Genomic DNA, 20,905 nt, shown 5'->3' on the forward strand with positions numbered 1-20,905 from the left:
TTCAATTGTCAATTATCCATTCTCCATTATTTTAAGTATTTAATTTAATAAATCCGCCATCAATCGGGTAATCTGTACCGGTAATAAAAGATGCTTCTTCGCTGCACAGGTAAAGGATCAATCCCGCAATTTCGCTAGGTTTACCCATACGCCCGATCGGTTGTGTTTTAGACAATTTTTCAAACATTTCAGCTTCTTTACCAGGATATGTCTTTTTAAGAAAACCATCCACAAATGGCGTGTGTACGCGTCCCGGAGAAATTGAATTACAACGGATGTTGTCGGCCAGGTAATCTTTGGCAACAGATAATGTCATGGCAGCAACTGCGCCCTTACTCATTGAATAAGCAAAACGATCAACCAACCCGACAACTGCTGCAACGGAGCTCATATTGAGTATAACGCCGCCGCCTTTTTGTTTCATAAGTGGTATTGCTGCATAAAGACAGTTGTATACGCCTTTAACATTGACATTAAAAATGCGGTCAAAATCAGCTTCACTGGTCGTATCAGCTTTGCCGATATGAGATACACCGGCACTGTTAACAAGAATGTCTATAGTTTTTATTGATCCGAAAATATCGGTCACTTGTTGTTGATTGGTAACATCACATACATGTGCTTCCGCTTTTCCTCCGTTCTGCCTGATCTCATTCGCTGTGGCACTTGAAGCTTCCTCTCCGATATCAATAATATGCACTGTTGCCCCCTGTTGCGCGAACAACAGGCATACTGCTTTTCCTATACCGCTTCCCCCGCCTGTTACTACAGCATGCTTATCCTGTAAACTGAACATATGCTGGTCTTTTAATGTTTTATTTAAAAATCGTTTTAGTAATTGCCTGTTCGATTGGATTATTGGTTGCTGTTTTTACAAAGCAAATATCTGCTTCATGATCACCCATTTTTCACCGGGCTTTGCAAAAGGCAGTGCCTGTTGATATTTCCACATCAACTGCTCCCACACCTGTACTTTTGGATTAGCAGCGTCCATTTTGTCTTTCTCTTCAAAAGAAAAATCATCGGTTGTTTCCATAATCATAAACAACCGGTTGCCTGCGCGATAAATATCCATTACTGTTATTCCTGCACCCGTAATGCTTTCCTTAATTTCAGGTGCAACACGAGTGTGATAATCTTCATACTCAGCTATCATTTTTTCATCATCTACCAGATCTAATGCGAGGCAATATCTTTTCATTCTTTTGACAAATTTTATTTATTCTTAGATACACATAACAAGTACGAATTACGAAGTACGAAGTACGTTAGGTGAATCAGCGTTTCTTTTCTTTTTACAACATGATTTGCAAGTACGAAGTACGTTAGGTGAATCAGCGTTTCTTTTCTTTTTACAACATGATTTGCAAGTACGAAGTACGAACTATGAAGTACCTGGGATGCTACACGCTTCAATTCTCAAACAACTCTCTAACACTATCATCCGTGTAAATTACGTCACGCTGTAACACCTTTCACTATTCACCATTCACTATTGACCAAATGACCGTCACGCTGTACTACCATTCACCATTCACAATTAATGCCTGAACGCCACCTTCACTTCTTCCGAAGACTGCACGCCACCTTTCACTTTATATCCTTTCCAGCCATACCATGCTACAATGATAAAGCACACTAACGGTACTATATATGCGAAGGCTGTTGAACGGTTATCAGCCAAAACACCCATTACATAAGGAACCAACGCACCACCCACGATGGACATGATAATAAAAGACGATCCTTTTTTTGTGTGATGGCCAAGATCTTTTACACCTAATGCAAAAATGGTGGGGAACATAATTGATTCAAAGAAGAACACGATCATTAAAGAATAAATGGACATCCATCCCTTATTCATCATTATCAGCGCACATAAAACAATATTGATAACTGCATAAACCGTAAGCAGCTTATTTGGTGCAACCTTACGCATAAGTGCTGTACCAACAAACCGGCCAATAGTAAACAATAACAAACTTACAGATAACAAATGCGAAGCCTTTGAATTGTCAATTCCGTTACCGCTTTCAGTACAATAGTTAATGAACAACGCAGCAATACCCACCTGGGCAGCTACATAAAAAAATTGAGCAATTACTCCGCCTGTAAAGTTGCTATGACTAAACAAAGGCTTTTTATCAAGACTTGCCGAAGAAACCTGCTCGCTTTCCTTTATTTCCGGAAGCCTGGTGCGTACAAACAGTCCGGCAACAACCAGCACTACTACACCAATAATAATGTAGATCATTTTTACTGAATCCAGGTTTCCTTTATCGCTGCTTCCAAAGAACAAATCTGCGGCGATAACAGGTCCAAGAAAAGCACCGAGACCATTAAAGCATTGCGAAAGGTTCAATCTTGTTTCTGACGTTACCGGGTCACCCAGCACCGTTACATAAGGGTTGGCAGCCGTTTCAAGACAGGTTAACCCTGCTGCAAGAATAAACAACGCCAGTAAAAAGAAGTTAAAACTGGCCATTTGTGCCGCCGGATAAAACAAAAACGCACCTACTGCATAACACAAAAGTCCGGTGATAATACCTCTCTTATAGCCATACTTATTCATCATGATACCTGCAGGCAGCGCGATCAAAAAATAGGCACCAAAATAGGCGCCCTGCAAAAGCGTTGACCGTCTTTTTGTAATGTTCAGCGCTTCCTGAAAATGCTTATTCAGTACGTCTAAAAGCCCATAAGCAAAGCCCCACAAAAAAAACAGAGATGTTACTAGGATTAGCGGAAAGAGGTATTTATTTTTTGACATATTCATATGGTTTGTGCATCGTATTAAAATTACTTCGAAAGAAAACTTTAGCTTTCAAAGAAATTCTTTTTAAGGTGTTTTTGATTCCTGTTTTTTATCTTAATGTTACCGTTTTTTAACCAGTCAAGGAGTGAAAAATTAAGTACACACTTCTTCGTTACATCCGGCATTTGTCTCTACTGCTTTTCCGGCGGCATACAAGTTAAGCAATACAAGCTATATAAAAAATAGTTGTAGCAGCTACAATCAATACGAACAACAGTCAGTTATTGTGCGGCAAGCTTTATGGCGAGGATATGTTTGAGACTGCCGTTTACAGCATGATACGTTCTATCAAAAAAATAAGGCAGGTATTTGAGCTTAAGTGACTGACTTAAAAATAAACCCGACCGGGTTGGCGCTATAAATTGGAAAAGAAGAAATTTTTCAGGCAGGCTTAAGGGTTGCAGCAAATACATATTTAGCTGTCTATCGTTCTTTGTGAACGTTGTTTTGTTTAAAGGGATAAACCATAAAGTGCTTTTAAAACAGGCAACCCGGTGGTTTATCCCTTGATTAGCTATATAGGAGTACCTTAATACTCGTCTTCGTTAAACAGGAAATCTTCCTGGCTCGGGTAATCCGGCCAGATATCTTCTATACTCTCATAGACCTCACCTTCGTCTTCCAACTCCTGAAGGTTTTCCACTACCTCAATAGGAGCACCGGAACGGATGGCATAATCGATTAATTCATCTTTGGTTGCAGGCCAGGGAGCATCTTCAAGATAACTGGCTAATTCTAGTGTCCAGAACATAGTAAGCCTTTTAATTTTTGCGCAAATGTAAGTTTTGTAACGAAATAACCAAATGTACGGTTGCTTAAGTAAGTAAATATTAATAAAAATTTCGGGATAACTGCTTTTTCTTTCTTTATTGTGGGTAGGTTTGCTGTTATCCAGAAATTCAATTTTATGCTTAAAGCTGAAGGCATTCATAAAAAATACGGGCAATTGGAAGTGTTGAAGGGCGTTGATATTGAGATAAACCAGGGCGAAATTGTTTCTATTGTGGGTTCCTCGGGTGCCGGAAAAAGTACCTTGCTACACATCCTCGGAACGCTGGATTCCGCGGATAGCGGCAAAATATTTCTTAACAACACACCGCTGCATACTTACACAGGCAAGAAGCTGGCTAATTTCAGGAACGCCAATATCGGCTTTGTTTTCCAGTTTCACCACCTGCTTCCCGAATTTACCGCTGTAGAAAATATTTGTATTCCTGGATGGATTGCCGGAAGAAAGCGAAAAGATGTGTATGATCAAGCCATGCATCTCCTGGAAATTCTCGGCCTTGGTCAGCGGTTCGACAATAAACCGCAGCAGCTGAGTGGCGGCGAGCAACAGAGAGTAGCTGTGGCGCGCGCCCTGATCAACAAGCCTTCTATTGTGTTTGCCGATGAACCAACGGGAAATCTGGACAGCAAAAACGCAAATGATCTGCACGATCTTTTTGTTCAGCTCCGCAATGAATTCAAACAAACCTTTCTGATCGTTACACATAACGAAGAATTAGCTGATATGAGCGACAGGATATTACACATGAAGGATGGAAAAATTATTAATTGAGTGCATAGAAGTAAGATGTCGGCCGCGCCAACATTTCTTTGTAAACAACTGACAAAGCTTAAAGCCTAAAGCGCAAAGCTGAAAGCTGACCGAAGCGAATTTTTTTAAACCATATGAGGCATGTAAGGGAATATAAGGTCTTACACACCGGCCAATACTGACTAGAACCGTTTATACCTACTCAACCGGTTTGCGCCCTTCACCATTGACCATTCACTATTCACTAGTTGTATAGAAGGCATGTAAAGGAATATAAAACCTTACACACCGGCCAATACTGACTAGAGCCGCATGCATTTATTCAACCGGCTTGCGCCCTTCACCATTGACCATTCACTATTCACTAGTTGTAGAGAAGGCATGTAAAGGAATATAAGGCCTTACACACCGGCCAATACTGACTAGAGCCGCATGCATTTATTCAACCGGTTTGCGCCCTTCACCATTGACCATTCACTATTCACTAGTTGTAGAGAAGTATTCTTCCGGTAAAACTCAAAACTTAATCGTCAGTTTCTTTGCGTTCTTTGATTTACCTCTTCCGCACTGGTTGAATAATTTCTGGTCGCCTTTAGTTTCTCGTTGCCAAAATTTCGTGTGTAGGTAAGTTTTAGGGTAGGCTGTGAAAAGTTTATTTTAAACGCTGTAACAAGGTTGTGCTCCGGAATATTTACCTGTGCTTTAAAGCGGGATGTGTTCAAAATATTCATCGCATTCAATGTAAAGGCTCCTCCTCTCCCGCGCAGTTTTTTCTTTATACCAACGTCCAGCGATCCCAAACCACTTACTTCATAAATACCAGCTAAAAATTTCGACTGATAATAACCGGATAATTCTATAGAAAAATCCTTTGGCAATGTAAATCGCTGGCTTCCGTTGATATTATAATTCATCTGCTTTACAGAAACAGGACTGCCTTTATACGTTGCATTTACCTGCTGCCACAAGCCTGTTATACTCATCTGCATCACCCACCATTTGGTTACGTTAAATGGCAAAGAAAGAATGACCGAAACCGTTTTTTCGTTGTTAAGATTTTCGGCAGACAATATCAATTTGTTGGTCGAAGAATCTGAATGTGGCTGAAACCTTGCAATGGAATTGTCTTCTTTAGAATACGAAACAGAAAGCAGATAACTCTTAAACGTGTATCCTGCTTTAAAGTTATCGGAAATGGCAGGCTGCAAAGCCGGATTACCTGTTATTAGTGTGTTGGCGTTTGCATAATAAGTAAATGGAGCCAGGTCGGCAAAAGTCGGCCGGGTTATGCGACGGCTATAAGAAAAATCGACAGAGTTGTTGTCGTTGATTTTATGTGTAATAAAAAAACTCGGAAAAAGATTGCCATAGTGCCTGTCAACAATGTCTTTTTGTTCAACAGTTCCCAGGTTCGAGTTGGTGTACTCATAACGCAATCCCAGCTTAGCTTCTGTACGTTTACCGAGCTTTGCGTTTAAAGACGTATAGGCGGCACTGTAATTTTCCTTCAGCGTATATTTTGCAGATAATGAATCATCCCTCACCCACTCATTCTGTATTAACCGATCGAAACTAATATCGTTATCAAACATCGAAATGGTTTCTTTCAAACCTGCATCCAAACTAAGCTTCTTGCCTATTTTTTTAGAATAATCAACCGCGAAAATCCAAAAAGACATAGGCGTTTTTTTTCCACTCCTGAAGTATTCTTCATACACATAATGGCTATTCCCATCATAATAAACACTTTGGTAATTCACCGGTTGATTATTCTTGTAGTACATATAATCCACGTTGAAAACCAGTTTGTCAGTTTCATTAAAATTATGTTGCAGGTTAATGTTTCCGGTCAAACTATACCAGTGATTAATTTCATTATTATAGTGATGTATCGTTGTATCCAATGCGCCATTCTTAGTAATAGAACTAATGTTATGTTCTGTTTGTTGGTACTTATTGTTATATCCGGAAAATAAGATGCCCAGCATTGTTTTTTTAGAAAGCTCAATATCGATACCTGCCCTTCCATTCACATTCGGGATTGTTTCCATTCTATCGGTAGTAAAAGTGGTTTTCGTTTCAATGCCGCCATTTGAAATAATACTATAAGCATCTATCGGCAGAGGCTTACGAACCCGTGAATACGAAAGATCTCCGTACAAATTTATTTTCCCCTTGCGGTGGTTTACATTAACGGCTGCTTGTGTCACCAGCCCCTTGCCATAGCCAATCGTTCCGGAAAAAGAACCGTTAGTACCCACATTATTATTTTCTTTCAACACAATGTTTATGTATCCTGCGTTGCCCTCCGCATCAAGGTTGGCAGGTGGGGTAGTGATCAATTCTATTTTCTCGATATTGCCCGATGGCATTGATTCGAGTAATTGCATCACTGCGGAAACCGGCGCCCTGCTTATTTTTCCGTTGATCATTAATACAACACCGCTTTTGCCATTCATCGCAATACTATTGTTCTGATGATCGACAATAACACCCGGGGAACGCTCAAGCACTTCCAGTGCAGTGTTGCCTGCAGATGTAATGCTGCTTGCTACATTAATAACGAGCCGGTCTATCTTCTGTTCCAATAGCGGCTTTTTAACGGAAACAGCAACCTCTTTTAAAGCAGTGGTCTGCTCCTTCAGAATAATTGGAAGAACCGAAATTTTTGGATTGGTTTTATTAACAACAAACGGATGACTATAAGCTTCCTTGTAGTTCACGAAATTGGAAACGATCAGGTAATTTCCTTCGGCAATATTTTCAAAAAAATAAGTTCCTTTCTCATCACACATAATTGCTTTCACCAACGAAGAGTCCTTTGCTTTCAACAACAATACGTTTGCACGGGGCATCGGTTTACTAACCGAATCAACAACTGTTCCTTTAATGGCCTGGCTGAATGATACAGAAGCAACAAAAAAATGAAGTACAACAAATAGAAGTGTTGTTAACCGTTTCGGGAGTACGGGTGTTTTTTTCATGCGAATCAGTTGGAATGTTAGAAATCATCACCTACCTATAATCGCAAAAAATCAAAGATTTTGGGGACCTTACTTTGTGTTTTTCTTAAAATATATTCTCTATAAAGTACTACAATAAAAGAAAGAATGCAAGCAGTTGAAAAAATTATTTACAGAACACTCATTGTGAAGGAAGACAGCTGTTAGCGTCCCATCTGCGCTCTTCAGAAACTAACTAACGTTATGTCATTAAGTTAAGCACAGACATCTTCAACTTTGGGAGATATCTCCTATCGTCGATATGACGATCCTGGCTTATCAGAAAAAGTAATCACAACAGCATCAATACCAAGTACAGAATAATGAGCAAGTCTGCAACCTCAACGTCACCTCGACGACAGGAGAGGTCTCCCGAATATAGAACTGATGGTGATATTTTATAAGCGTTTGATATGAAAACTCTTAACTTAATGACATTGCCCGAAGGGATTCGCTTCACTGAAGTTCGTCTGTAACCTTTAACCTAACAAGGATCGCCACTTAAGTTGTTGAAATTTAGTCGGACAATAATGATTGAAAATTGACAATGCTGAGCTAACATGAAATATGTACGCGCGAATGCAAATGTGCGGTCTGCGAAAAGTGCTATATGTGTAGAAACAAGCGGTTAGACAAAATAGCTGATAGCTCAGAGCTGATAGCTGACAGCTTTACACTCTCGGTTTCCAGGCCACTTCTTCTACCTTAAACAAATGCGCGGCATATCTTGCCACGACAAAAAGATAATCGCTCAAACGGTTGATGTATTTAATTACTATAGGTTCTACAAACATGCCTTCCTCCTGCATCTGTACACAGATGCGTTCGGCCCTGCGGCAAACACACCGGGTAACGTGAGCCGTTGAAACCGCAACATGACCGCCGGGAAGGATAAAATATTTCATTGCCGGTAATACTTCGTTCATTTTATCGATCTCTTTCTCAAGAAAAGTAATATCCTCTTCTTTAAGATCCGGAATCTTCATCAACGGTTCCTTTTCCGGGTCACATGCCAGCGATGAACCAATGGTAAAAAGCCTGTCCTGTACTTCTTTTAAAACATCTTTTGTATGGCTATCATTCAAATGATCATTCAGCAATCCTATATAAGAATTCAATTCATCAACTGTACCGTAACTTTCAATGCGGATATGACTTTTGGGGACTTTGGTTCCACCGATAAGTGAGGTTTTTCCTTTATCGCCTGTCCTGGTATAGATCTTTAAAGCCATGCTATGTAAGATGTAAGATGTACGATTTTAGATGTGAATGCACGATGAGTATACTACAGAAATAGAATTATGAAGCCTTATGCCTTCAGCTAAGAGCTGATTGCTGATAGCTCACAGCTCATTATGGTGTACAGCCGACAGTTCATGTGCTTTTGGATGATCGCTTTCAATCACTCCGTCACGCAGGCGAATTACCCTTTTTGCATAAGCAGCAATATCTTCTTCGTGTGTAACCAATACTACAGTGTTTCCTGCGGCCTGGATTTGTCCGAAGATCTCCATCACTTCCACAGAAGTCTTGGAATCGAGGTTACCGGTTGGCTCATCCGCAAGCAATATTGATGGATTGTTTACCAGCGCCCTCGCTATTGCTACACGTTGAATCTGTCCGCCGCTCATTTCATTTGGCTTATGATGACTCCTGGTTTCCAGCCCAACTTTTTTAAGTGAATCAAGGGCTCTCTCCATTCTTTCTTTCTTACTAACACCCGCATAAACAAGTGGCAGGGCAACGTTTTCGGCAGCTGTAAGTCTTGGCAAAAGATTGAATTGCTGAAACACGAATCCTATTTCATGGTTGCGCACATCTGCCAGGTCATCATCCGTCATCTTGCTTACGTCTTTACCATTGAGCACATAGGTTCCTCCGGTTGGCGTATCCAGGCAGCCCAGAATATTCATCAATGTACTTTTTCCACTACCACTGGGGCCCATCAGCGCCACATATTCATTCTTAAATATATCAAGCGAAATGCCTCTCAGAACTTCAATGGACTGCGAGCCCATGAAATACGACTTCCGGATCTGTTCAAGATGAATGATGGATTGCATGTTGCTTCCTGTATTGTTTTAAGAAAATTATGCTGATGGATTTTTAATCACTTTAGGTACCTTGAAAAAAACATCATCATGCAACGGGGCGTTCAGCAAAGCTTCCTGCCTTGTAACAGAGCCTTTTACCTCGTCTTCTCTCAACACGTTGATCGCATCGCCCATATGAAGTAAGGGTTCAACACCTGTTGTATCAATTTCACTTAATTGTTCAACAAAGTTCAGAATCCTTTCAAAATCGCCTTTCAACGCGGTTTTCTCACTTTCACTAAAATGCAGTCTGGATAAATGCGCCAGGTTGTCAATTAATTCGTCTGTAACTTTCATCTGCTTACTTTAAAACTTTTACTAACCAAACATTTTGCCCTTTAAAGTATAATGTTTGGCATTCATGAGTTTAAAAACTCATCTCTAACAAAAATAACCGTTCGTTTCTAGAAAACGGAAATTTTTATAGAAGCGGCTATTAACTGCGTTTTTAGGGCTATATTCATTGTAAAACTGGCTTAAGAAATGCTTATCTACATTAAGTCTTTTATGACGGTTTAAAAGAAACAACGATATTTACATCTCTCAAAGGAATGTTTAATATTTTATGAAACCAACGCCTATCTTAATACATATTGTAGAGGATGATGCCTTTTATTGCTCATTGTTAGCACATCATCTTTCGCTAAACCCGGAGCACCATGTAAAGAAATTTACTTCTGCAAGGGCGTTTCTAGATGCCCTCCATGAAAAGCCCGATATAGTTACGCTTGACTATTCACTCCCCGATGGAACGGGCGACCAACTTCTGTCTCAGGTAAAGGAATTAAGCCCGGACACCAAGATCATTTTTATCTCCGGCCAGAATGACATTAAGATTGCGATAGATCTTTTAAAGAAAGGCGTTCACGATTACATTGTAAAAGATGACGACACGAAGGAACGTCTTTGGATAGCTGTTGAACATTTACGGGAAACAATAGAATTGAAGAAAGAGCTCGACAGCCTGAGAAATGAAGTGGCCAAAAAATATGATTTCCAGAAAGTGATGATCGGTAACAGCGATCCGATACGCCAGGTGTTTCAATGGATAGACAAGGCTTCAAAAACAAATATCACAGTTTCTATTAATGGAGAGACAGGTACCGGTAAGGAATTGGTAGCAAAGTCAATACATTTTAATTCATTTCGTAAAAAACAGCCTTTTGTAGCCGTAAATGTTGCAGCAATACCCAAAGAGTTGTTGGAAAGCGAATTATTTGGCCACGAAAAAGGTGCTTTTACGGGTGCCGCCGGAAGGCGCATCGGAAAATTTGAGGAAGCACATAAAGGAACTCTATTTCTTGATGAGATTGGCGAAATGGATCTAAGCCTTCAGGCAAAGCTATTACGGGTTCTTCAGGAAAAAGAAATTACACGTGTAGGAAGCAATCAACTGATCCCTATAGACGTCCGGATAATTGTGGCCACACACAAAAACCTGCTGCATGAAGTTAAAAATGGCCGGTTCAGAGAAGATCTGTATTACCGGCTTCTGGGTTTGCCAATAGTTGTTCCACCCCTTAGAGAAAGGGGAAATGACATTATACTTATTGCACGTTTTTTCATTGACCAGTTTTGCAGGGAAAACAGTCTGCAGTCAAAAACGCTTACCGTTGAAGCTAAGAAAAAGCTGATGCTGTATAATTTTCCGGGCAATATCCGCGAGCTGAAATCAATTGTAGAACTGGCTTGTGTAATGAGTGATGAAAATGAAATAGACGCCCCGCATATCAATATTTCAAGCAACAGCTATATCGAAAAAATGAATGGTGAAGACGTCACGCTCAGGGATTTTACCACGCGGCTAATTCAACATTATCTTGAAGTCTACCAGTACGATGTGTTAAAGGTGGCTGAAAAATTAGATATTGGTAAATCTACTATTTATCGCATGATCAAGAATAATGAGCTGGTAGTTTCCAAATATCAAAATTAATTATACTATTTATTTTCTGCGAAATTACAGTTAACCGCCCTGCGCCAATTTCAAAACCGGGATATGCTGCTTATACCATGACAAATTCATATTTCAATATTGAACATCTTCTGGAATTAACCAATAATGATATCAATTTCGTAAAAGAGCTCGCGGGAGTTTTCTGTGAAACTATTCCTCCGATGGCCGATGAAATGCAGATTGCCTGCGACGAAAGTAACTGGCAGGCTGTTAGTCAGTTAGCCCACAAGCTTAAACCTTCTATTGATACAATGCGTATTGAGAGCATTCGGGACGATATTTTGCAAATTGAATCAAGAACCAAACAAAATATTGAGCTGCACACAGTGCCTGCACTGGTAACAAAAGTGTGTGAAGTTGTATATCTTACCAGAGATGAATTAATGGCAAGTTTTTTGAAGTAAATCTTTCCTGGTAAAAACATATTTTGTGTAATCCTAAAGTGCTTTTTAAAATATCAGCATTATTAAAATGTATTAGAGACTATTAATAAATTATTTTTTTAAAAGAGTTTTTCACTTTTTTTTTGCTTCTTTGTGGAAGTTTACTATTTTAGCATAAACAAAAGCAATCCATCCAATCCTGGAAATTCCGCTACCGTTTATCCTCCTTTGAAATTTCCGGTTTCTATCCTGAATATCCACTTTAAGAATTACTCATTATCTGCTCCACTTCCTGTGATTAATCGTTACCATTTGCTTGCATGTGTATGTTATGTTGGTAGCTATTAAATTGATTAACTGCCGTTTGGCGCAGAAATAAATGAGATTATGAAAAAGATATTAATTGTAGAAGATAACGTCCCGATGAGATATTTGTTAGAAACTATTCTTAAGAAGTCATACAATGTGCGTTCGGCGGATGATGGGTTGACAGCGATGATGTTACTTTCTCAAGGATTTGTGCCTGACTTAATACTAACTGATATAAATATGCCTTCCATTAATGGTTGGGAACTTATAGTTTATTTAAAGAAAAGCATTTTATATAAAAACATCCCTATCGTAGTATTATCATCCAGCCAACTGGAAGATGTTGCTTTAGCAACCGATAAGGACTTGATACATGGATGTATCAAAAAGCCATTTGAGCCTGTTAACCTGTTACAACACTTATCAGGCGTACTAAAAACCTCTAACTATTTGTCTGCTGTACCAGTAAAAGAATAATTTATTTTTTTAAAAAGACACCTATGGTTCCTTTGCAAGAATGTGACAACACACAATTAAATGCTATTCCATCGGTTAACAAGGTACTGCTGATTTCTGAAAATGGCGCGACGACTAAAAGTAAACTACTATTGTTAATTGGTCCTTTTGAGAAAGAAGAAGCTCAGCGCCTGTTTTCTCATGGCTATCCTTTGTACCAATTGCCTTTTGCAAGTGATCTACTGACCATTGAACAAATGAGAATGTTGCCTGCAAGGGAAATAGCAGCCATTCTTATTAAAAATGACGAACAGGGTTTGCAATCCAGGCAAATTGATGCGATAAGAAAATTAAAACTTCATACCGCGGTTCCTGTTATTCTTTATACACAAGAGGTTTCAGAAGCAATTATCGCTGAGATTAAAAAATACCGTGTTATAGACGACGCCATCAGTTCTTTGGATGACGTTGATGATCTTGAATTTAAAATCAATTTTCTTAGCCGGTACAAAAAACTGGTTTCTTCAAAAATTGTTATTCCAAACCACGCAAAACATCTGAACAGAAGTGTAAGTCACTTTTTGCGCAGAACACTGGATATTCTTGTATCCTCTGCCCTGCTGCTGATGTTGTTGCCTCTTTTTATTGTAGTGGCCCTGGCTATTAAAATAGAATCCAGGGGACCTATTTTTTACATCTCAAAAAGAGCAGGCAGACGTTACAAGATTTTCAAGTTTTACAAGTTTCGTACAATGGTTGTGAATGCAGACAAAAAGCTTCAGGATCTGTCTCATTTGAACCAGTATAACGGTAAAGAGAAAGATGACAAGACTCCAAAATTCCTTAAGATAAAAGATGATCCAAGGGTTACAAAAATTGGCTCCTTCTTAAGAAACACAAGCATCGATGAGTTGCCCCAGTTGCTGAATGTATTACTGGGCCACATGTCTCTTGTCGGTAATCGTCCATTACCCTTGTATGAAGCCGCAACACTTACCAATGACCATTGGGCCAACCGTTTTGACGCACCGGCCGGTATTACAGGTCTTTGGCAGATAATGAAACGCGGCGAAGAAGAGATGTCAATTGAAGAAAGAATTGAATTGGATATCGCCTATGCGAAAAACAATTCCCTTTTTGTAGATCTGTGGATAATGGTAAAAACGCCATTCGCCATGCTGCAGAAATCGAATGTTTAAGAACTAAAGAGTTATAAAATAAACGTAAAACATGAAGCAACCCTTAATTTCCATCATCACACTGAACTATAATCAGACAGATGTGACGTGCGAATTTTTGGAATCAACCAAGAGACTCAATTACAAGAATTTTGAGACCATTGTAATTGACAATGCATCTAAGGAAGATCCGACAGAACGCTTTTTAAGCGGTGGTTATCCTAATGTACAGGTAATACGCTGTGAAGAAAATCTTGGTTTTACAGGCGGAAATAATGTAGGTATAAAGGCCAGTAAGGGCGACTATGTATTTATTGTAAACAATGATACCGAAGTAACCCCTGATTTGCTGGATAAATTACTCGAACCTTTTGCTTTTGATGAAGCAGTTGGTGTGGTTAGTCCCAAAATCAAATTCTTCCACCATCCCAATGTTATTCAATACGCCGGATTTACCGGTATGAACATGTTTACCTGCCAAAATTCTACAGTTGGTAATAAACAAGAAGACAAAGGACAGTTTGACTTTATGTCTACCACCCATTGTGCACACGGTGCTGCAATGCTGGTAAAAAGAGAGGTGATAGAAAAGGTTGGCATGTTTGCTGAGAACTTTTTTATTTACTACGAAGAAGTAGACTGGAGCACACGTATTATACGTGCCGGATACAAAATTATTTACCAGGGTTATGCAACCATCTATCATAAGGAATCCATAACCATGGGTAAGCAAAGCGCCATAAAAGTGTACTACCATACGCGCAATAGAATCTATTATATGCGCAGGAATGCGAAGAAGAGCCAATTGGTTACTTTTTACGCATTTTTTACTTTAGCAACAGTGCCTAAAACGACTTTGAATTTTTTAATCAAAAAGCAGTTTGAACACCTGCGCTCCTTTTTTAGAGGAATTGCGTGGAATTTTCAGACTTCAACTATTTCTCCGCAATAAACCTGAACATTTATGCAAACAAAAACAAGCTTAGTTACCGGCGGGGCCGGATTTATCGGATCGCACGTTGCGAAGCATTGCCTTGCGATGGGACAGAAAGTGGTTGTATTAGACGATCTTAGCGGTGGTTTTGAAGACCATCTGCCTGAGGGTGTTACATTTGTGCAGGGCTCTGTTACCGATGCTGCACTTGTTACAAAACTTTTTGAGGAATACAAGTTCAACTACGTATATCACCTGGCTGCTTATGCTGCAGAAGGCCTTTCTCACTTTATCCGCAGATTTAACTACAACGTAAACCTGATCGGAAGTATTAACCTGATCAATGAATCGGTTAAGCATAAAGTTGAGTGTTTTGTATTCACTTCTTCTATCGCAGTATACGGCGCCGGCCAGCTACCTATGACGGAAGCAATGGTTCCTCAGCCTGAGGATCCATATGGTGTTTCTAAATATGCTGTTGAAATGGATCTTAAAGCTGCGCACGAAATGTTCGGCTTAAACTACGTGGTGTTCCGTCCGCACAACGTTTATGGCGAAAATCAGAACATTGGCGACAAATACCGCAACGTTATCGGCATCTTCATGAACCAGATCATGCAAGGTCAGCAGCTTACAGTATTTGGCGATGGTACACAAACAAGAGCATTCAGCTACATTGATGATGTTGCTATTCCTATTGCAAAAAGCGTTACTATACCTGAAGCATACAACGAAGTGTTTAACATAGGTGCAGATAAACCTTACTCTGTAAACGAACTGGCAGGTGTAGTAGGTGAATGTTTTAATACTACTCCGGACATCAAATACCTTAGCGCACGTAATGAAGTATTGCATGCTTACTCAGATCATACAAAAGCCCACAAAGTATTTGGAGAAGGCACTAACATCACTTTAAAAGAAGGTATTGCCCGCATGGCAGCCTGGGCCAAAGTGGTTGGCGCTCGTAAGAGTAAAGAATTCGGCAATATTGAAATAACTGAAAAGTTACCTGACGGATGGGCCGTTATAGTAGAAAAACCGGTTACTGAAACTGAGCTGGTTTAATAACCTGCTATTGGTTTTTGGAAGTTAATATTCTTTTGCAAATCTGACAATGTGGTTGTAGCAAACTTCTTCTTTGTGAGTGATGAAGAAGTTTGCTGCTTTTAAAAGCAATGAAAAAATTACTTGTTTTTGTTACTGCAATAGCAAACCAAACAGAAACAAGTATTTTCAGTATCGACGGCCGCCTTAAACAATAATTATGGAATTAGCGGAAAAAATTGCGTTGTATATTTTTTATGCGTTTGAAATATGGATAATGAGCTATTTTGTTATAGTGACTTTATTCGTATTGCTCGATCTTTTAAATGTAAGGTTTGCCAAACGCATATCATATCAGAATCCACAGCTAAAGAACTATTCTTTTGCCGTGTTGGTTCCGCTCCACCAGAATATTGATTTTTTGGAACCGATCCTCGATTCGTTATTAAAACAATCCTACAATAACATTTCTTTCTTTGTTATTGCCGACGATTGCCCGGCCATTAATCTGCCTTATGCGGATGAAAGGATTCAGATCTTCCATCCGCCGGTAGCGCTTCATTCAAAAATCAAGTCCATACAGCTGGCCTTGCAGCACATCCCCGAAGACAAGTTTGACGCCCTGGCCATTCTTGATGCCGACAACCTGGTGCATCCGGACTTTTTTAAGGTGATGAATGCATACTACAACAAAGGCTTTAAGGCAGTGCAAAGCACCCTTGCCCCAAAAAACATAGACACTACATTTGCCAGACTTGATACCATCAATGACCAGTACTACAATTTTATTGACAGGCGTGTTCCTTCAAAACTGGGTCTGAATGCGAACATTTCCGGCCGCGGTACAGTGGTGGATATCAAGATGTATAAATCTGTTTCTTACAATAGCCTGTTTGGTGGTTTCGATAAAAAATTACAATGCGAACTGGCCAAACAAACAACCATTGGCTATGCATCTGATGCAATTCTTTACGACGAAAAAGTAAGTGACGGCAACAGCATGCAAAAGCAACGCACCCGTTGGATAAATGCCTACTTCAGGTATTTTAAAGAAGCGGGAAAAGTCTTCTTTGCGGGCTTATTCAAAGGAAATTTCAGGGTTATGTTTGCCGGCTATACCAATATGCGTCCGCCCCTTTTTATCCAGTTGTTCCTTGCCCTGGTAATATTGCTGATTAACGTATTGTTCTTTCCGAAGATGGTACCGTATGTGGCAATAATACTCGGGGCTTACCTGTTAAGTTTCTTATATATCGTAATCTTTAAGAACAAGCTACTTAGTGCAAAAGAAAGTATTAATACCGTGTTCAAGATTCCCTTGTTTATTTCAAGACAGGTTAAAGCACTTTTCAATATAAAAAAAGCAAACCGTTCTTTTTTACAGACAGATAATTATAAAGCCGTTTTTATTGACGATATCTTGCATAAAAATTGATAAGTTATTATATTAGAATTATCCTGGCTGCAGAAGCTAAAGTTTAAACGGGATTTAAAAAAATAAATATGCGCATCTTTAAAAACCCTGATTGGATAAAAGAGTTTGAGTATCCATACGAGAGTTTCGATCAGATTCCCCAAAAGGTTTTTGACGAGATTAATGAGGGGCTGGATAAAATACAATCCCCTACGCCAAAGGTGAGCATTATTATCACTGCATGGAATGAGGAAACGAACATTATACGCTCTGTTGGCAGCTTGTCTAAACTAAAAACTAAAATCCCTTTCGAAATTATTCTTATCAATAACAACTCCAGCGACAGAACGCAGGATACAATGGACCGGCTTCATGTAAAGAACTTTTTCCAGGGTAAACAAGGCTGGGGTCCGGCAAGGCAGATGGGACAGGAAAAAGCGTTGGGTGAATATATTTTACTTGCTGATGCAGATTGCCTTTACCCGGACTGCTGGCTTGATGAAATGGTGAACGTTCTTGTTAAGCCCGGTGTAGTTGCCGTTTACGGCAGATATTCATTCATAAGCGAACCCGGATTTCCACGCTGGCAGCTGTCTATACTGGAAACTTTTAAAGATATAATTGCAGAAGTCCGCCAGATAAAAAGACCTTACCTGAATACGTATGGCCTTAGCATGGGTTATGTAAAAAAATATGGTCTTGAAGCGGGCTTCGTTAACAACAATTTCAGGGGTAATGATGGCCGCCTTGCTTACGATCTGATGGCATACGGGAAAATTAAACAGGTACGATCAAACAAAAGCCGCGTATGGACAGGCCCAAGAACGCTACAGAAAGATGGCAGCCTTAGCAATGCTCTGAAGAAAAGAATACTTCGCGAAGTGAAACGTTTCTCTATTTATTTCCATACGCATGTGAAGTATCATGCGCCGAAAGACTAGTGAAGGTGAATGGTGAATAGTCAATGGTGAAAAGTGCAACAGGTTAATTGAAAATTGACAGTTGAAAATTGAAAATGGCGGTTGATTAACATCAAATTGGTTTCCTATTCTCCAAATAGACAAAGGGGCAGATTATCTGCCTCTTTTTTTTTGGGGAATGGTGAAGAGTGAGTAGTGAAAGGTGTTACAGGTTTATTTTAGTTGAGAGTTGAAAGCTGACAATTGAAAATGGTGGCTGCTTAATATCAAATTGATTTTTGCGCCGTGGTTCGTGCTCACGAAACACATACAAAACAATGTCAAATTTGAACAATCTAATTTGTTACTAAATGAACATGTTTTTTGGTTCGTGAGACACGAACCAAGGCCACGCAACACGGCAACGACAATGATGAATACTAAAAAAATTTGTTTCTCTATATCTTAATACGCAAAAAGGGCAGATGATCTGCCCTTTTCATTTTATAAAATGCCTTGAAATAATACCGTCTCAGCTAGAATAATCACAGACTGAATGTTTCACTATTCACCATTCACTATTGACTATTCACCACTCACTACAGCCATTGTCCATTATCACCTTTCAATTGTCAATTAATTCGTGCTCGGCCTTTGAAACATAACTGTTGTCATTGCATTTGCACCGGATATGTTGGTGTGTACACGATCGGCAAACATGTTGTTATCCAGTTCACTTTTGTTTAGATCTGTAAACACATACTTCTTCTGATCAAAGAAAGCAGTTATTTCGTTGTAATCATTAAATCTCTTTAATGATGGCGGATAATAAGGAGCAAGGAAGAAATGAGCTGTATTGCCATGAGAACTACACAACTGCTGTATAGAATCTATCATCTGTTCAAAAGCCTTCTTATCCGTAATCATTGGCATTACGCCACCGCTCGCAACTTTTTTACCTGTTTCGCTTGAGATAATGCGTGAGCTGATAGAATGATCATCAGGCTTGTTATAGAAATACATGCTTCTTAAAAAGAAAATAGAATTAAGCCTTAACAAAGGCAATACATCATACTTTTTTGAAGGAATAATTTTTTTAAATGACTCCGAATTTGAAATAAAGAAAGAATAATCCTGGTCATCATCCTTTGGTGCATCAAAAGCGGTTATCTCAATAAATATTTCGGAACCCTTATTATGTTTGTTAATCTCGTCAATTACAGGAAATATATAATTAGCGGTCATACCGTTAAATCCAAGATTGATCAGATCCAGTCCCAGTGTTTCACGAGCCAGTTTTTCATTAACTGTGTTCATTGCCCTTGAGTTTCCAAGAACAAAATATTTATGCTCAGGTTGCCTGAAGAAACGGCTGTATCTGAATTGAGAATGATTATCCAATGTATGCTTGAATGCGATAAAAAGCAGATACTGACAAACCCACACAGCCAAGAACAAATAAAAAATACGCAATAAGAATTGTTTCATAAAAACTAGAATTGAAAATAAATAAATCCTCCGCCTGTAAAAGTTCCAAACAGTATAATGTGTAACACTAATATCAAATCAATTAAAAGAGTAGTGTACTTGCCTTTCTTTTCGAAATACCTGTAGAAGAATAAATCGAAAATGAAAAGCACAAATGCCAGGTACAACGCTTTTACAGACAGGAATGTATCTGCTACGGCAAAATTATGCACGTGGAAAATACTTTTCAGAATATACATAGAATCAGCCAATGAATGTGATCTGAAGAATACCCACGTTAAAGTTGTTAATGTAAACGTTACAAGAATCGCAATAATATTTGGAACGCGAATTTTAATGTAGCGTTGCAATATCAGGAATAACCCATGTAAACCGCCCCAGATGATGAAATTGTAACTTGCTCCATGCCATAAACCACCAAGAAGCATGGTTACCATCAGGTTCTGATTCATCCTGAATTTACCCTTGCGGTTACCACCCATTGGTATATACAGGTAGTCTCTTAGCCATGATGACAGGGAAATGTGCCATCTTTCCCAGAAGTCGCTGAAGTTTTTAGCAAAATATGGACGATTGAAGTTGATCTTTAATTCTATTCCGAAAATTTTACCAAGACCCAGCGCTATATCAGTATAACCCGAGAAGTCACAGTAAATCTGTACAGAGTAAAGGAAGAGGGAAAACAAAATCTGGAATGGTGATACAACATAAAGATTGGAATATGTAAAATCAACCATTACCGCAAGCGTATCTGCAATTGCCACTTTTTTGAAAAATCCGACCACAATCTGAGACATGCCCATTATCATTCTGTCCTTATCTATATAACGTTGTGTCAACAATTTTGGCAACATATCTCTTGCCCTGGAAATTGGACCGGCAACCAGTTGAGGAAAGAAAGCTACGAATGATGCATACGCAACGTAGTTACGTGTAGGCTCTACCTTTCGGTGATAAACGTCTATAGTATAAGAAAGAGAGTGAAATGTATAAAATGAGATCCCGGCCGGCAGAATGATATTCAGCAAATGGATCTGCAGCGGAATACCGGAAGCCGTAAAAAAATCATTAAACGAGTTTAAAAAGAAGTTGGTGTATTTAAAGAAGGCCAGGAAACCAAGGTTGATACAGATAATTGTAACCAGCAACATCTTTCGTTTTTGCTGGCTCTGCTCGCTATGTATTCTTAATGCAAAGAAATAATCGAGAACAGTTGTAAGGATCAATAAAAAAAGAAAACGAACATCCCAGTAGGCATAAAAGAAAAAACTCGATATAAGGATGAAAATATTTTGCAGCTTTAAGTTTTTCATCAACATAAAGTAGATGATAAAAAATATCGGCAAAAAAATGAAAAACGCCACTGAATTAAAAACCATAATGTATTTTATTA

General features: G+C 39.1%; 19 protein-coding genes. 9 read left to right on the forward strand and 10 right to left on the reverse strand.

Annotation, left to right across the window (positions count from 1 at the left end):
* Nucleotides 1-31: 31 nt before the first annotated feature.
* The 4 genes from QTN47_RS08330 to QTN47_RS08345 all read right to left on the reverse strand — a co-directional run bounded on the left by QTN47_RS08330 (nt 32) and on the right by QTN47_RS08345 (nt 3,566).
* Nucleotides 32-796: an SDR family NAD(P)-dependent oxidoreductase gene (locus tag QTN47_RS08330; RefSeq protein ID WP_369328889.1), complete on the reverse strand. Its 765-nt coding sequence runs from the start codon at nt 794-796 to the stop codon at nt 32-34.
* A 75-nt stretch (nt 797-871) separates the two neighbouring features.
* Nucleotides 872-1,201, reverse strand: coding sequence for an L-rhamnose mutarotase (locus QTN47_RS08335; RefSeq protein WP_369328890.1), 330 nt, complete (start codon nt 1,199-1,201; stop codon nt 872-874).
* Between the two features lie 339 nt (nt 1,202-1,540).
* Nucleotides 1,541-2,770 carry an L-fucose:H+ symporter permease gene (fucP, locus tag QTN47_RS08340; RefSeq protein WP_369328891.1) on the reverse strand — a complete coding sequence of 410 codons (1,230 nt, stop codon included), beginning with the start codon at nt 2,768-2,770 and terminating at the stop codon, nt 1,541-1,543.
* Nucleotides 2,771-3,344: 574 nt separating this feature from the next.
* The gene (locus tag QTN47_RS08345; protein ID WP_090660403.1) at nt 3,345-3,566 is read right to left on the reverse strand and encodes a DUF2795 domain-containing protein; all 222 of its coding nucleotides are present in this window, start codon (nt 3,564-3,566) and stop codon (nt 3,345-3,347) included.
* Nucleotides 3,567-3,722: 156 nt separating this feature from the next.
* Here QTN47_RS08345 and QTN47_RS08350 point away from each other — a divergent pair, with 156 nt between their 5' ends.
* Nucleotides 3,723-4,376 carry an ABC transporter ATP-binding protein gene (locus tag QTN47_RS08350; protein WP_369328892.1) on the forward strand — a complete coding sequence of 218 codons (654 nt, stop codon included), beginning with the start codon at nt 3,723-3,725 and terminating at the stop codon, nt 4,374-4,376.
* A 509-nt stretch (nt 4,377-4,885) separates the two neighbouring features.
* On the opposite strand, the gene QTN47_RS08355 is transcribed toward QTN47_RS08350, so the two are convergent.
* The 4 genes from QTN47_RS08355 to gatC all read right to left on the reverse strand — a co-directional run bounded on the left by QTN47_RS08355 (nt 4,886) and on the right by gatC (nt 9,747).
* Complete coding sequence (locus QTN47_RS08355) at nt 4,886-7,339, reverse strand: outer membrane beta-barrel family protein (RefSeq protein ID WP_369328893.1); 2,454 nt, start codon at nt 7,337-7,339, stop codon at nt 4,886-4,888.
* Nucleotides 7,340-8,028: 689 nt separating this feature from the next.
* Entirely contained in the window at nt 8,029-8,589 is a 561-nt protein-coding gene (locus QTN47_RS08360) for a cob(I)yrinic acid a,c-diamide adenosyltransferase (RefSeq protein ID WP_369328894.1), read from the reverse strand.
* Between the two features lie 111 nt (nt 8,590-8,700).
* On the reverse strand, nt 8,701-9,420 hold the full coding sequence (locus QTN47_RS08365; protein WP_369328895.1) for an ABC transporter ATP-binding protein: 720 nt from the start codon (nt 9,418-9,420) through the stop codon (nt 8,701-8,703).
* A gap of 27 nt (nt 9,421-9,447) precedes the next feature.
* Entirely contained in the window at nt 9,448-9,747 is a 300-nt protein-coding gene (gene gatC / locus QTN47_RS08370; RefSeq protein WP_369328896.1) for an Asp-tRNA(Asn)/Glu-tRNA(Gln) amidotransferase subunit GatC, read from the reverse strand.
* Between the two features lie 268 nt (nt 9,748-10,015).
* On the opposite strand from gatC, the gene QTN47_RS08375 reads away from it, so the two are divergent.
* The 8 genes from QTN47_RS08375 (at nt 10,016) to QTN47_RS08410 (ending at nt 18,066) form a co-directional block, all read left to right on the forward strand.
* Nucleotides 10,016-11,386 (forward strand): sigma-54-dependent transcriptional regulator, encoded by a 1,371-nt coding sequence (locus QTN47_RS08375; RefSeq protein ID WP_369328897.1) that lies wholly within the window; start codon nt 10,016-10,018, stop codon nt 11,384-11,386.
* A 77-nt stretch (nt 11,387-11,463) separates the two neighbouring features.
* Nucleotides 11,464-11,811, forward strand: coding sequence for an Hpt domain-containing protein (locus QTN47_RS08380; protein ID WP_369328898.1), 348 nt, complete (start codon nt 11,464-11,466; stop codon nt 11,809-11,811).
* A 366-nt stretch (nt 11,812-12,177) separates the two neighbouring features.
* Nucleotides 12,178-12,576, forward strand: coding sequence for a response regulator (locus QTN47_RS08385; RefSeq protein WP_369328899.1), 399 nt, complete (start codon nt 12,178-12,180; stop codon nt 12,574-12,576).
* 23 nt (nt 12,577-12,599) lie between these two features.
* A complete protein-coding gene (locus QTN47_RS08390; protein WP_369328900.1) occupies nt 12,600-13,754 on the forward strand; it encodes a sugar transferase in 1,155 nt (384 codons plus the stop codon).
* A 31-nt stretch (nt 13,755-13,785) separates the two neighbouring features.
* On the forward strand, nt 13,786-14,685 hold the full coding sequence (locus tag QTN47_RS08395) for a glycosyltransferase family 2 protein (RefSeq protein ID WP_369328901.1): 900 nt from the start codon (nt 13,786-13,788) through the stop codon (nt 14,683-14,685).
* A gap of 12 nt (nt 14,686-14,697) precedes the next feature.
* Entirely contained in the window at nt 14,698-15,732 is a 1,035-nt protein-coding gene (locus tag QTN47_RS08400) for an NAD-dependent epimerase/dehydratase family protein (protein WP_369328902.1), read from the forward strand.
* Between the two features lie 199 nt (nt 15,733-15,931).
* Nucleotides 15,932-17,146, forward strand: coding sequence for a glycosyltransferase family 2 protein (locus QTN47_RS08405; RefSeq protein WP_369328903.1), 1,215 nt, complete (start codon nt 15,932-15,934; stop codon nt 17,144-17,146).
* A 68-nt stretch (nt 17,147-17,214) separates the two neighbouring features.
* Complete coding sequence (locus tag QTN47_RS08410) at nt 17,215-18,066, forward strand: glycosyltransferase family 2 protein (RefSeq protein ID WP_369328904.1); 852 nt, start codon at nt 17,215-17,217, stop codon at nt 18,064-18,066.
* Nucleotides 18,067-18,660: 594 nt separating this feature from the next.
* On the opposite strand, the gene QTN47_RS08415 is transcribed toward QTN47_RS08410, so the two are convergent.
* Complete coding sequence (locus QTN47_RS08415; RefSeq protein ID WP_369328905.1) at nt 18,661-19,341, reverse strand: hypothetical protein; 681 nt, start codon at nt 19,339-19,341, stop codon at nt 18,661-18,663.
* A 176-nt stretch (nt 19,342-19,517) separates the two neighbouring features.
* Entirely contained in the window at nt 19,518-20,825 is a 1,308-nt protein-coding gene (locus tag QTN47_RS08420; RefSeq protein ID WP_369328906.1) for an MBOAT family O-acyltransferase, read from the reverse strand.
* Between the last annotated feature and the right edge of the window lie 80 nt (nt 20,826-20,905).

Origin of the sequence: Danxiaibacter flavus (genome assembly GCF_041060425.1) — a bacterium.
Taxonomy (GTDB): domain Bacteria; phylum Bacteroidota; class Bacteroidia; order Chitinophagales; family Chitinophagaceae; genus Danxiaibacter; species Danxiaibacter flavus.

Excerpts from the sequence above, each read along its gene's own strand:
- QTN47_RS08330 (WP_369328889.1), bottom strand. The coding sequence starts at position 796 with ATGTTCAGTTTACAGGATAAGCATGCTGTAGTAACAGGCGGGGGAAGC.
- QTN47_RS08335 (WP_369328890.1), bottom strand. The coding sequence starts at position 1,201 with ATGAAAAGATATTGCCTCGCATTAGATCTGGTAGATGATGAAAAAATG.
- fucP (WP_369328891.1), bottom strand. The coding sequence starts at position 2,770 with ATGTCAAAAAATAAATACCTCTTTCCGCTAATCCTAGTAACATCTCTG.
- QTN47_RS08345 (WP_090660403.1), bottom strand. The coding sequence starts at position 3,566 with ATGTTCTGGACACTAGAATTAGCCAGTTATCTTGAAGATGCTCCCTGG.
- QTN47_RS08350 (WP_369328892.1), top strand. The coding sequence starts at position 3,723 with ATGCTTAAAGCTGAAGGCATTCATAAAAAATACGGGCAATTGGAAGTG.
- QTN47_RS08355 (WP_369328893.1), bottom strand. The coding sequence starts at position 7,339 with ATGAAAAAAACACCCGTACTCCCGAAACGGTTAACAACACTTCTATTT.
- QTN47_RS08360 (WP_369328894.1), bottom strand. The coding sequence starts at position 8,589 with ATGGCTTTAAAGATCTATACCAGGACAGGCGATAAAGGAAAAACCTCA.
- QTN47_RS08365 (WP_369328895.1), bottom strand. The coding sequence starts at position 9,420 with ATGCAATCCATCATTCATCTTGAACAGATCCGGAAGTCGTATTTCATG.
- gatC (WP_369328896.1), bottom strand. The coding sequence starts at position 9,747 with ATGAAAGTTACAGACGAATTAATTGACAACCTGGCGCATTTATCCAGA.
- QTN47_RS08375 (WP_369328897.1), top strand. The coding sequence starts at position 10,016 with ATGAAACCAACGCCTATCTTAATACATATTGTAGAGGATGATGCCTTT.
- QTN47_RS08380 (WP_369328898.1), top strand. The coding sequence starts at position 11,464 with ATGACAAATTCATATTTCAATATTGAACATCTTCTGGAATTAACCAAT.
- QTN47_RS08385 (WP_369328899.1), top strand. The coding sequence starts at position 12,178 with ATGAAAAAGATATTAATTGTAGAAGATAACGTCCCGATGAGATATTTG.
- QTN47_RS08390 (WP_369328900.1), top strand. The coding sequence starts at position 12,600 with ATGGTTCCTTTGCAAGAATGTGACAACACACAATTAAATGCTATTCCA.
- QTN47_RS08395 (WP_369328901.1), top strand. The coding sequence starts at position 13,786 with ATGAAGCAACCCTTAATTTCCATCATCACACTGAACTATAATCAGACA.
- QTN47_RS08400 (WP_369328902.1), top strand. The coding sequence starts at position 14,698 with ATGCAAACAAAAACAAGCTTAGTTACCGGCGGGGCCGGATTTATCGGA.
- QTN47_RS08405 (WP_369328903.1), top strand. The coding sequence starts at position 15,932 with ATGGAATTAGCGGAAAAAATTGCGTTGTATATTTTTTATGCGTTTGAA.
- QTN47_RS08410 (WP_369328904.1), top strand. The coding sequence starts at position 17,215 with ATGCGCATCTTTAAAAACCCTGATTGGATAAAAGAGTTTGAGTATCCA.
- QTN47_RS08415 (WP_369328905.1), bottom strand. The coding sequence starts at position 19,341 with ATGAACACAGTTAATGAAAAACTGGCTCGTGAAACACTGGGACTGGAT.
- QTN47_RS08420 (WP_369328906.1), bottom strand. The coding sequence starts at position 20,825 with ATGAAAAACTTAAAGCTGCAAAATATTTTCATCCTTATATCGAGTTTT.